Raw genomic sequence first — 13,554 nt, 5'->3', positions numbered from 1 at the left:
AGGGAGTTGTGCTTATGCGCTCGCGCGTTGCTGCGGGGCGGCGACGTCGGCGAGGACGCGGTTGAGTACCACCTCTGGCGTTGCGCCGGAGAATTCGGCTTCGGGGTCCATCACCAAACGGTGCGTCCACACCACGGGTGCGAGCTCCTTGATGTCGTCCGGCAGCACGAAGTTGCGGCCTTGGCTGGCCGCCCACACCTTCGCAGCGCGGACCATGGCCAAAGCGCCACGAACAGAAACACCAAGCCGCGTTTCGGAGGCATTGCGGGTCTCTTCGCAGAGGCGGGAAATGTACTCCAGCACCGCGGTGTCCACGTGGGTGGTGGCTGCCAGGTCCGCCATGTCCGCTACGGCCTGGGTGGTGATCAACGCGCTGAGGTCCTTCGAACGGTCCTTCAAGTTCGCGCCGCCCAGCAACCGGACGGTGGAAGCGTGGTCCGGGTAGCCGATGGAGGTCTTAATCAGGAAGCGGTCGAGCTGGGCCTCGGGGAGGCGGTAGGTGCCTGCCTGTTCGATGGGGTTCTGGGTAGCCAGGACCATGAACGGTCGGCCTGCCTCGTACGTGGTGCCGTCCACGGTCACCCGGGATTCCTCCATGACTTCCAACAAAGCGGACTGCGTCTTCGGGGAGGCACGGTTGATCTCGTCAGCCAGGACGATGTTGTTGAAGACCGGGCCCTTGTGGAACTCGAACTTCTGGGTCTTTTGGTCGTAGATGGTCACACCCGTCACGTCAGACGGCAGGAGGTCAGGCGTGAACTGGATACGGTTATGCGAACCCTGGACCGTCGCGGCCAAGGCGCGGGCAAGGGAGGTCTTACCCGTGCCCGGCGCGTCTTCAAACAGGACATGGCCTTCGGCCATCATGGCCGTGAACGTCAGCCGGATGACGTGTTCCTTGCCCAACACGGCCTTGCCCACGTTGGCAACGAGCTTCTCGAACGTTTCTGCAAACCACGCGGCCTGCTCGTTTGTCATGGTCATCGGTTGATCCTGTTCCTTGTGTAGGTGTGCGAATGGAGTTGTTGATCGGCCTGACGGAGCATCAGCAGCCGCCGGGCTCATTGCCAAAGCGGTCCACGGTGATGGCCTTGACGAACCATCCAGGGTGGCTTCCCTCCGTGACTCGATACCACTTGGTGCTCCCGCCGTAAATGTTCTTTGTGCAGTCAATCTTCAGGCGTCCTTCAGAGCGGGAGACCCAGCCAACTCCACACGTCGGCCCGCTTGGGTTGTAGGTGTCCGGCTGATTCGGTTTACCCGGGCATGTGTTGTTGTGCGCCTGGATCGTTGTGGATGGAGGCGGTGGGGGCGGCGGTGGCGTGGGGTCGTCGCCACTCGTCGCGTTGACTTGGCCGCTATGTGCGCCAGCCACTACTGTGAAGGCCCGGACGTTGAGCTTCCTCGTCTTGTCCCACCCGCCACCTGAGGCGTCGAAGCTCGTTGCCTTGCCAACGCTGGTCCAGCCGCCGCCGTCGAGATTGACCTCGTAGTGGTCGAGGGCGCGGCCGTTCATGTTCGGCGGATTCCAATTCCAGTGCACCTGGCCGTCGCCCTTGGCGGACTTTCCGCCCGAGACATTCGGCGCGTTCGGGGGCGCATAGGGGTTACCTGTGCCGATCGCCTTCGCATCGCCGGCCATGCCGTTCTTCACCGAAGTGGCGATGATATTTACTACCACGTCGGTTCCATTGGGCTGCCCACCGATGATTCCGCCTCCGCGGGCAATCTGCCCGGAACCATGAGCGGTCTGCCAGCGGTAAGTAATCTCGTTGTCCTGCGAGCCGTTCCGCTCGGCTGCAGTAAGCGGCGTGAAGGCAACCTCGAGCCGACCAGAGTCGCCGGTCGCTTTTACGGATCCACTCCCCACCATCCCGGGCTTGCCTGCAGCCCGGATTGGGGCCGACTGTTGGCTGACACCGCTGACGCCGGCCTTGTTTGTGGCTGACACCGTGAATGTGTAGTCCGCTTCGGAGTTCGCCACGGTGACGTTCTGCGAGGTAGCCCCCACAGATTGCGTAGCTACGACGGCGCCGCCCATGTACGTGGTCAAGGTGTAGGCGGACACCGCGTCACCGTTGTTATTCGGCGCCGCCCAGCTAACCTGCAACTGGCTCTGCGTACCCACGGAACCGGCTCCCGCAACTGAAGGAGCCGCAGGGGCCACCGGCACTCCTGCAGGAGTTTCGGCAGCAGAGTAGGTACTCCATTCCGAGGGCTCCTTGGCGTCATTCCTGGCCAGGACCCGGACCTTGTAGGCCACGCCATTGGTCAGACCGCTCCAAACATGGCTGTTGGCCGTGAGGTTTTGGATCTGCGGGTTCTGGCCCGCAGGCGCAGGCGAGATCTCAAGGTCGTAGGACTTGATGGGCGAGCCCTTGCTTGCGGGAGGAACCCACGCCACGGACAGCTGCTTGTCGCCGAACTTCAGCGTGGGTGCAATCGGCGTGTCGGGCTTGACGTCCGGACGGACCTCGGCCGACACCGGTGACCGCTCGGATTCGTTGATCGCATTCGTGGCAGTGACGGCAAAGTGGTACTTCACATTGTTGGTCAGGCCGGTCAACGTACAGGTATTCGCGGGGCAGTCCTGCTTAAAGCCGTTCTCCCCGTACACCGTGTACTTGGTGATAGCCGAACCACGGTCAGCGGGCGCGTTCCATGTGAGCAAGGCAGTTTGGTCGCCCACGGACTGCGCCAGCGGCGTGGTTGGTGCTGCCGGCTTGTCCTTGACCGTCAAACGGATGCGGGCAGTGGCATATCGGGAGATCTCGCCGGTCTTATCTTCCACGGTGTACGCAACCACCATGGTTCCGGTGAATCCGCCTGCGGGTGTGACGGTCACGCTGTCCCCGCCGGCTTCAGCCGTTCCCTGGCCCGTTTCCGTGACGGCTGAGACGATCTTCAACGGAGTTTCCGGGAACGGATTCGAATCGTTGGCCAACACGTTGACCGTCACAGGCTTCCCGGATTGCGCCTCGGGTTCAGAGTCGTCGTTTGCCACGGGTTTTGGCCGGTTGGAGGCCGACAGGGACAGCTTGTACGTTGCCACAGCTTCGAGCCCGCGGCGGTCCTTTGCTTTCACCTGGACGGTGCCCGACTGCCCAATCTGCACGGAATCATCCGCAGAGACCTTGAGCGTCTTGCCCTCCACATTCACCTTGAAGCCGCCCTGGGCTGCGCCCACCAGCTCGTAGCCCATGTTCTGCACGTCATCCTGGTCCGGATCCGACGTCAGCTTCTCCAGGTCCAGGCTGGCAGAGTCGCCCTTGGGAACTTCCACGTCGCTGCCCAGCAGAACCGGCGGGTTGTTCTTGTTGGGGTCGGGCAGCACTTTGGTTCGGATGCTGAGCGTCGACTTCAGACCGTTGGGATCGTCCGGACCTGTTCCATCAGTGACTTCGAAGCTGATGGAGCCGGGGCCAACATACTCAGCACCTGCCGTGTATTTCAGGGCAGTGCCACCGTTGGCTACGGGATCGCTGCCGTCGGCACCGATGAGCTTGATGCGGTCGGTCTGGGTCAGGCGTGGTGTGCGCCCTTCACGGACTTTGACCCACTCCGCGAGATTTACCGTGACGGACTGGCCTGAGACAAGCTCCACTACCTCGTCCTTGGCGAGCGTAGGAACCTGCTGGCCAATACCGGGAACCCAAATGATGGCCGTGGACTTTTGTCCGTCCACGTCCTCCACGGTGTAGGGCACCAGTTGCGGCTGCTCGGTGAGGTCAACAATGACGTTGCCCTCGGGACCGGGACGCGCGGTTTCCAGACCGGTAGCGACCTTGAGGTTCTCCCCCACGCCGTCCGGATCTTCGTCGTTCTTCAGGACGGGAACATCCACGGCAGTTTTACCAAGTGTTTGTGCCGAGGTCACGCGGTCGTCTCGGGCAATCGGCGCCTGCAGCGGTAGATCGTTCTGGACTACCACCCGGATACTGGCCTGTCCTACGGCATCGCGGTCGTCGGCAACGGAATAACGAACGTTGACGGTGCCCTCGGCGGCGGGAGCGGTTACCAGAATCCGTCCGCTGGTCTTGCTGACCTTGGCATCAAGACCTGCGTCGGCTTCGATGCTGTCCGTCAGGATTCGGATGATGTCACCATCGGGGTCCGTGTCGTTCGCGGTCGCGTCCACGGCGATCTGGCGGCCAGGGCGGACCTTGACTTCATCATCGACGGGAGCAGGTTTCTGGTTGTCCTCGCCGCGGGGCGCGACGCCCACCGTCACCGTTCCGGTGTTGACCGCGCCTTGGCGGTCGATCACCTTGTACCGGAACGTATCGGTACCCGCGCCGTCACCGGCGGCCACGAAGTCGATGAAGCTGCTGCCCGCCGTCGCGGTTCCCATGGTGGGTGTGCTGTCGATGCCGGTGAGCTGTACCGAATCGCCGTCGGGGTCTATGCCGTCCAGCGGAACCGGGATCCGGACGCTGCCGCCCGCCACAACGCGTGCCGTCAGGTTTTGCGGTTGCGGACGCGAATTCTGGGTACCTTCCAGCGGAAGGATGTGAATGGTGACTGCCGCGGCGCTCTTCTGACCCTGCGGATCCACTGCGTTGTAGATGGCACGTACGGTTTTGGGCGTCGGTCCGGCAATAAAGCGCAGGGTCTTCTCGGAAATGAACGCTTTGCCGTCCTCTTCAGGGATGCTCTGCGCCAGCACCGGATCCACGGACAGTTCCTCACCCTGCGGGTGCGTGTCATTGTCCAGGACCGGAATGGTCACGACGTCGTTCACGCGGACGTTGACTTCGTCGGGTTTAGGCTGGGGAGCCTCGACGACGGCGGGAGCCGGCACCGGGACAACGCCCACCGTGCCGGTAGCTGAGGCGCGGCCGTTGGACATGGTGTAGCTGAAGACGAACGGTTCCTTGGCGCCGAGGACGTCCGTAACGCGAAGGACACTGTGGTCGATCACGCTCACGGATGCCGATGAGCCGTCGGGGACGGTGACGGATTGGAGGACCAGCACGCCACCGGAAGGATCGGAGTCGTTGGCCAGCGGATCAACCAGCACACTGCCGCCCACCGGGAGCAGTGCGACGTCGTGGACTGCGACGGGAGCTCCGGCATCCTTGCCGGACTCAACGTCCACACGGATCAGCCCTTGGCTGCTCTGGGGGCCGTTGCTGGCGATGTACGTCAAGTAGATCGGACCGGGTGTGGTGCTCCGGAAGGTGAACGTACCGCCGTCAGTGACCGGGCCGAGCTCAGCAGGGCCCGCAGCCTCAACATGGGCGACACGCAGGGCGCCACCGTTGGGGTCCACATCATTTTTCAGCGGTGCGATGACCAGGTCCTGGCCCACCACTGCGGTGACGTGGTCAGCGTTGACCACGGGTGCGAGGGCACCCGGCGGCTGGACGTTGACCACGATGCGGCCGGTAGTAGTGGCCCTGCCGTCCCACACTGTGATGGTGACGTTCTTCTTGCCCGGTGCTGCGCCGGAGTCCTGGTACGTCAGGAGGCCGTCGCGGCGTACCTTCACTTGGTCCTGGTCGTTGTCAGACTTTGCATCCAACAGGACGAGGTCGTCGCCATCGGGGTCCATCCAGTCGGTCAGGATGTTCTGGCTGACCGACTTGCCCTGCTCCACCAGCATTGTGGTGGGCTCGCCTCGTTTGAAGAAGGGCGGTTTGTTCTCTTCAGGGGCTACCACCCGCAGTGTGACCTTGCCACCGGCGGACAAGTCGCGGCCATCGGCGGCGTTATAGTCGAAGACTTCCGTGCCCGGTTTCGCATCTGCCGGGACCTTGATCTGGAAGGCGGATCCTCCGTAGATGTTTTCCAGCGCACCCATCTTGGGGCCGTTGGCGCCCACCGACGCGGTGAGGACATCGCCGTCGGGATCTGAATCGTTGTCCAGCACGCTCAGGATGGAAGTCCGGCCCGGCCGGACACCGAACTCGTCCGGTTTGGTTTCGGGCGGACGGTTGGGCTTGGTGCGGTCCGGGAGGACATTGATGGTGTTGTTGTCCGCGGACTCCTGGTCCTGGTCATCGGACTGGTTTTTAGGCGGGACTACGTCGTCCCAGTTGTTCACCAGCTGCATGTTCTGGTTGACCAGCCACACGCTGCCCGAGTTCACGTCGTTGAGGACAACCAGGTCCCGGTTCACACGGAAAACGTAGCTTGGGGAGGCACTGGCTTTGGGGACGTCGTTCTTCTTGTCGTCGGCGTCATTGTCGCAGTCCCGGACGTACTTGTTGGCGCCGGACCACGCTGAGTGAACACACTTGCTGACCTGAACCGGAGCCGCGGGGACACCTTCCCCGTCAGCATTCACGGTTGCGGCCGTGGACCCGTCCAAGGGCTGCTTCAGCAGGGCCTTCTGTGTGGCAATGGCGACGTAGTTGCTGTCTTCACTGTTCTGCTGGAGCTTGGCTTCGCGGGCATCCTGAAGTTGCAGCTTGCGGCCGCCCGGCAGGAAGAGGTTGCCGGAAGCAGCGTCAAGGATCACAGGCTTGTCGCCCACCACGGCCAGTTGAAGGTCGCCGGCGCCCTTGAGCTCGTCCACCTTGCTGACCTGCGAGTCGGTCCGTTCACCGTTGGCGTCCACCGTGGTGACGATGATTTCGCCCTTACCCGGATCTGCTGTGTAGATCCGGTTGTCGGATCCCACGGCAGAGACCATGCCCGGGGAACCAGTCAGTACGGGTTCGGTTCCTTCTTCGTCGAAGCCGTTGACGGTGGAGGGAGACAGTGCCCAGACTTTGCCCCGGGCCGGATCGGTCACCGAGAGCACGGTGGACCCGTAGCTGACTTGCGACGACGACGGTAGCTGCTTATCGCCACCGAGCTTCAGGTTTGCGGCCGACACCTGGTTGATGGTGGAACCGGATTCGTCGTCCACGAAGACGTTGCCGTCATGCTGCAGCACATCAAACGTGGTGGTAGCGGGAGTGACGGCACCATCAAGGACGCGGGAGGGATAGTTCAACCGGCCTACGGCGTTCTTGGTTTTGCTCACGACCCACACGCCGCCGTCATTCAAGTCCACCTCGGTGGTCTTGAACCCCGGGTACAGAATCGCCCCGGTGATCAGCAAAGCGCCCGCCGCTGTGGCGGCAGTCCCCGCTATGAACTTCTTGTTTTGACGCTTTTTCAGCCCCAGCTTGCCGAAGAAAGTTGTCACAGCCCCAGAATTCCCTTTGTGTTCAGCCGCCCCCCAGTGGCTTCCAAGCCAACCGGCAGATGCCGGCGGCCGTACATTTCGCAGTACCCCCATACGGCGGCGGAAATTTCAGTCCCTAAGACTATCCCACGCGCCCCACGGCCGGCCAAGGAAACCCGAGACCGGGCTATCCATTGGCTTTGACAGCGTACTGTCCCCTTGGGCCGGGGCGCGATGGGGACAACTATCCAGCGCCCCGGCGTCGATTGACTCAGCATTGCGGAATCTGATGGGGTCCGGGGTCTCCCAAGGTGGTGTTGCCTTGGGCGATGAAACGGCCTGCGTTAGCGCCGCTGGTCAGGCGGTACCAGGCCGCATAGTTCAAGTACGGGGTGCTGCGGTTGATGTAACAGTTAACCGTGAATGTGCCATTGGACTCGTACTGCCATGGGGCTCCATAGACCACGCCATCGCAGCGGTGCCCCGGAGTGTTGGGGTCCCAGGACGTCTGACCGGATGGCGCGGTGTCCGTGCACGTACGGAAGCTGCCGGACGGCAAGGTCGCATCCCAGGACGTCTTCTGCGGCCCACTCTGAGCACTCGCGGTAGCCACGCCTCCGCCCTGGCCTATGGAGTTGAACGTCTGGACCTCAATGGTGCGGGTCTGGTTGTAGCCACCGGTGTTGACTACACGGCTGCCGGAGGCTGACTCGTTGATCCACCCGGTATCAGTTCCACCGCCGGTGATCCTGATCTTCGTGACCGCGACGTCGTTGCTGTTTGTGGACGGCGAGGACCAATTCAGCGTCAACGTGGTCTGGTTCTGGCCGCCGTTTGCACCTGAAGCGGACGGCGTACCGGGCGAACCATACGGCGTGGTGGTTGCCGGTGCGCTGGCATTGGAACTCGGCGCCACTGAGGACACGGCCGTGACCGTGATGGAGGTAGCCTGCCCATTGGCGAAACCACCCACCGTTTGCCCGGGCGTGATGGGACCGGACTGGCCGGTACTCGCCAGGTAGCGGTAGCTGACTTCGCTCTGCGTGGATCCGTTTCGTTGCTTGTCGTCAAGAACGGCAAAGTTGATGGTGACGGCCCGGCCCGCTCCCCCGGTATTTGCCGGCGTCACAGTGACGTTGTTAACGGTGCCTAGCTTGCCTGTGGCACGGCGCGGGGCCGAGGCGGCACTGACGCCACCCTTCCCGGCCTTGTTCTCAGCTTGCACAGTGAACGTGTAGCCGGCTTCTGCGTTCTGGGCGGTGAAGGTGGCTGACCGGACGTTCCCCGGGACTGTTTGGGTCTGGGGAACGCCGTTTCCACCACTCATGGTGACGTAGTACGTCTTGATGGGATCACCATTGATGTCCGGTTCGGCCCAATCCGCGCGGATCTGGTTACTAGTTCCCACGGACTCCACCACAGCGGTGGTGGGTGCAGCCGGGGCCGCCGGAAGGCCAGCGGGGTTGTCCTCAAGGGAGTACATTCCCCAGTCCGACGGACCGAGCTCGTTGACGGCCTGGGCACGGACCTTGTATTTCACGCCATTGCTGAGTCCGGGCCACGTGTAGCTCAGGCCGGTGACCTCGTTCTTGACGGCAATGCCGTTGGCCGGGGGCGGAGAGATCTCAAGGTTGTAGTGCTTCACAGGTGAGCCCTCAGTCTTCGCGGGGGTCCATGTCATAGCCATGTTTTTGTCCCCGGCTTTGACCGTGGGGGCGTCCGGCGGCGACGGCTTCTCATCCGGGCGGATCTCGTTGGACGCGATTGACGCCGGCGAATCCCCCACCTCATTGGTGGCGAACACCGTGAAAACGTACTTCACATTGTTGGTCAGTCCTGAGAGCGTGCAGGTGGTGGTCGGGCACACCTGTTCAAAACCGGCTGCCTTGACCGTGTACTTGGTGATGGCTGCGCCATTGTCCGACGGCGGCGCCCACTTGAGCACTGCGGTACGGCTCCGGACATCGGTAGCTACGGGTGCCGACGGAGCATCGGGCTTGTCGCGGACCGTGATCCGGACACGGCCGACAGCCTGCCTCGAGGGGTCCTTGGTCTTATCCAGCACCGTGTACCGCACCACCATGACGCCCTTGAAACCGTCCGCAGGAGTCACCGTGACCGCATCGCCTGAAACGGTCGGCTGACCAGCCGCGGAGCCCGTTTCCACTGCGGCGCTCTCGATGGTCAGTGGTGAGTCATTAAAGGGGTTGAAATCGTTGGCCAGCACATTGACGGTTTCGGAGCGTCCCGCGTTGGCTTTCTCAACAGCGTCGTCGTTGGCTGTAGGACGAGGCCTGTTGGAGGACACTACGGTACCGGTCACCGTCGCGCGAACAGCGTCGGAGCGCCCGTCCGTGACCTTCAGCGGGAAGGAGCCCACTGCACCTGGGTTCACGGAGAGGTCCGGGGTGACTTTGAGGACGCTTCCCTCCACCTTGGTTTGGAAGCCCGCCGGCTGTTGTCCGTCGAGCTCGAATTTCAAGTTTCCCTGATCCCGCTCGTCCACGTCCTTGGCGAGGTTTGCCAATTCCAGCTCGGTGGTTTCACCCTTGGGTGCCTCGATCGAAGCGCCGCTGAAGGTGGGGACGTGGTTCGCGTTAGGGTCCGGGATCACCTTGGTGATGATGGTCAACGTGGACTTGAGCCCTTGCGAGTCGTCCGGACCGGATCCGTCAGTCACCTCGAAGGTGATGGATCCAGGGCCGACGTAGTCCGTCTGCGCTGCATACCGCAGCGCATTTCCATCGCCGGAAATGACGTTGTTTGGATCGGCTCCCTGGACACGGATCTTGTCCGCCACCGTAAGCCGGGGCTGGCGGCCTTCCCGCACACGGACGTATTCCTGGAGCGAAAGAGTGACTTCCTTCCCGGACATGACCTCAACAGGCTCGGTCTTGGAAAGAGTTGGATATTGCAGCCCTTGGCCGGGGACCCACATCACGGCTGTGGCTGACTGCCCGTCCATGTCCGTCACAGTGTACGGAATCAGCTGGTCCTGCGGCGTGAGTGTCACCACCACGTTGCCGGCAGTCCCTACCCGTGCGTTCGGATTCGCATCCGGCAATGTGATGGTCAGGTCTTCCGCAACGCCGTCCGGATCAGAGTCATTCTTCAGTACCGGGACGTCGACAGCGGTCTTGCCCAGCGTCTCAGCCAGCGTGATGCGGTCGTCTACGGCAATCGGAACGTGGAGGGCCGCCGTCGGGCTTGTTTGAACCCTGACCACAGCGCTGGCTTCAGCCTTTTTGTCGTCCTGGATCCGGTAGCTGACGCTCTCGGTCCCGGCAACGCCGGGGGCCGTCAACAGGATCTTGCCGGTGGCAGCCTCAACCTGCAGTTCCGGATTGGCTTCGAAGGAATTCACCAGGCCAAGGGGATCGCCGTCGGGATCCGAGTCGTTTTTCAACGCATCCACTGCAATACGACGACCTGGCCGGACATCAATTGCATCGTCTACGGCAATGGGTTTCTGGTTGTTCGCCTCCGCCGGTGCGATTCCCACAATCACGGTGCCGGTGTTTTCGGCTCCAATGCGGTCTCGAACGCGATAGCTGAACGTGTCAGTCCCGGCAGAATTGGCGGCGGCAGTGAATTCCATGTAGCCATCCCGCACCACGGCTGTGCCAAGTGCGGGCGCTTTGTCGACGCCAATGAGCTGCACCGAGTCGCCGTCGGCATCAATGCCGTCCAACGGTACGGGGATCTTGACGGTCATGCCCGCCACCACACGTGCGGTCAGGTTTCGCGGCTCGGGGCGGGAGTTCGTGGCGTCGTCCCTGGCCCGGATACGGATAGTGACTTGCTGCGAATCGATCTGGCCTGACGCGTTGCTTACCTTATAAATGGCATAGACGGTCTTGGGAACCTCGCCTGCGATGAAGCGCAGGAAATTGCCCGCGATGAAGGTCCTGCCATCCGCTGCGTCGGGCTGTTGCGCCAGTGCGGGATCAAGGGTGAGCTCTCCGCCGTTGGGGTCCGAATCGTTCTCCAGGACAGGGATGGTCACAACGTCGCCGACGCGAACCGACACTTCGTCGGGTTTGGCCTGCGGAGCCTGCAGCTTGCTCGGCGCCGGCACCACCTGCACTGAGATGTCTCCCGTGGCCGACGCCTTACCGTTCGAAATCGTGTACTTCAGGGACAATTGTCCGGTCGCGTGGATGTCGGTGACCTTGACCACCGAATGGTCCAGGACCGCCACCGTGACCGGCAGGCCGTCCTCCGCAGTGACCGATTGGACAACCAGTACACCGCCGGCCGGGTCCGAGTCATTGCCCAGCACGTCCACCACGGTGCTGCCGCCGCTGGGCAGAAGCGCGATGTCGCGAACCGCGACGGGGGCGCCGTCATTATTGCCGGACACTACGTCGACACGCACCAACTGCTGGGCACTTGCCGGGCCGTTGGTGACCATATAGGTGACGTAGTGCGGGCCCACAGTCGTGGAGTTGAAGGTAAACGTCTGCTGGTCAGGACCTATGACGGCGGTGGCCTGTTCGTCCGGCTGGGCCTGTGCCAGCCGGAGAGTCCCGCCTTGCGGATCAGTATCGTTTTTGAGCGGGGCGATCACCGTGTCCTGGCCTGCCACAGCCACCACGTGATCGGCGTTGGCGATCGGAGGCAGAGCGCCCGGAGCCCGAACATCCACACTGATGCGCCCCTCTGTGGTCAGGGTGCCGTCGGAGATCGTCACGGAAATGGTCTTCTTGCCGGGCCCGGCTCCGGAATCCTGGAACGTCAGCAGTCCGTCCGGCCTGATGCGCACTTGGTCGGCGGGGTCGCTGCTGCCGGCAGCCACCGCGAAGATGTCATCACCGTCGGGATCTATCCAGTCACTGAGGATGTACTGGTTGGCGATCTTTCCGGATTGCACCACCAGGGCATTGTTCCTGTTGGGCTTCTGCTGGGGTGCATTGTTCTCGCCGGGAGGGACTATCCGAAGGTCAACGTTCGCTGCCCCGGTACCGCCACGGCCATCGTCCACGGAGTACTTGAAAGTCTCAGTGCCGGATTGCTCCGCAGGGACGGAAATCTGGAAACCCGTCCCGCCGTAGACGGGCGCCAACGCCCCCGACCTCACGGCCTGGTCAGCGGAGACCGTGAGGACATCGCCGTCGGAATCGGCGTCGTTGTCCAAAACCGGCAGGAGGGTCGTCTTCCCGGCGCGCACGCCAAAGGCGTCCGGCTTGGCCACGGGCGGGGTGTTCGGTTTGCTTCGGTCCGGAAGGACCGTCTGCTGGACTTCGTCAGCGGAGTCCTTGTCGGCGTCGTCCGATGTTTGCTGGGGCGGGATGACGTCGTCCCAGTTATTGACCAACTGCATGTTCTGGTTGACCATCCACACGTTGCCGGAATTGACGTCGTTCAGGACCACGAGGTCGCGGTTGACCCGGAAAACGTACGACGGCGACGCACTCGCCTTGGGAACGTCGGCGCGGCGGTTGTCAGCTTCGCTGCTGCATTCGCGGATGTACTTGTTGGCACCGGACCATGCTCCGTAAGTGCAGGTGCCCAACTGCACGGGGGCCGCGGGAATGCCTTCGCCGTCGAGCCGGACGGTTTTGGCTGTCCCACCGTCCAACGGCTGAAGCAGGAGCGCTTTGGTGGTGGCGATGGCCACGAAATCCGCGGCTGGTCCGCTTTGCTGGAGCTTTGCATCGCGGGCGTCATCCAGGTGAACGGTTGCCCCGCCCGGGAGAACAATGTTTCCGGTAGCTTCATTGAGGACCACGGCCCTGTCACCCACTGCGGTGAGTTGCAGGTCTCCTGCGCCCTTGAGTGCATCATCCTTGCGGGCCTGCGAATCCACTGACCTGCCGTTGGCGTCCACCTTGGTGGCGGTCACGCTGCCGGACTCCGGATCCACGGTGTGAATGGTGTCGTCCGTACCCACCACCGAAACAATTCCGGGCGATTGCTCGAACAGTGGCTCTGACTCATCGCTGAAGCCGCCCACTGAGCCGGGCGACAGTGCCCAGACCTTACCCTTTGAAGGGTCGGTGACAGCCAGCACTTTGTGGCCAAAACTTACATCAGCAGAGCCAGGTAGCTTCTGGTCTCCGCCCAGCCGCATGTTCGCCGCGCTGACCGGGTTGATAGTGGCGCCATCGGAGTCATCTATGAAGACGTCACCGGCTTGCTGGAGGATATCGAAGTCCTTGCTGGCCGGTGTCACGGCACCGTCCAAGGACTTGGAAGGGTAGTTGAGCCGTCCAGCGGCATTCTTGGACTTGCTGACCACCCAGACGCCGCCATCATTGAGGTCAACTTCGGTGGTTCTGAAGCCCGGGTAGAGGATCGCGCCGGTCACCAGGACTGCAGCAGCAACAGAAAATGCGGTTGCCGCGATGACCTTCCGCCGGCGATTCTTGGCACGGCGGTTCCCGGACCCGTCAGGCAGAGCCATCCACATTCCCCCACACGTTAGCCAGCACTAG

At 62.7% G+C, this 13,554-nt stretch carries 3 protein-coding genes; all 3 read right to left on the bottom strand.

Translation table 11 applies throughout. From position 1 onward, the window contains the following. Positions 1-12: 12 nt before the first annotated feature. A complete protein-coding gene (locus A477_RS0112580) occupies positions 13-984 on the bottom strand; it encodes an AAA family ATPase (RefSeq protein WP_017199343.1) in 972 nt (323 codons plus the stop codon). Between the two features lie 61 nt (positions 985-1,045). After that, the gene (locus A477_RS0112575) at positions 1,046-7,231 is read right to left on the bottom strand and encodes an Ig-like domain-containing protein (protein ID WP_017199342.1); all 6,186 of its coding nucleotides are present in this window, start codon (positions 7,229-7,231) and stop codon (positions 1,046-1,048) included. 157 nt (positions 7,232-7,388) lie between these two features. After that, on the bottom strand, positions 7,389-13,523 hold the full coding sequence (locus A477_RS0112570) for an Ig-like domain-containing protein (RefSeq protein WP_017199341.1): 6,135 nt from the start codon (positions 13,521-13,523) through the stop codon (positions 7,389-7,391). Positions 13,524-13,554 lie beyond the last annotated feature (31 nt).

Source organism: Arthrobacter sp. M2012083 (genome assembly GCF_000281065.1).
Taxonomy (GTDB): Bacteria; Actinomycetota; Actinomycetes; order Actinomycetales; family Micrococcaceae; genus Arthrobacter.
Note: the sequence above shows the minus strand (reverse complement) of the source record. Positions and strands in the feature narration are given on the sequence as shown.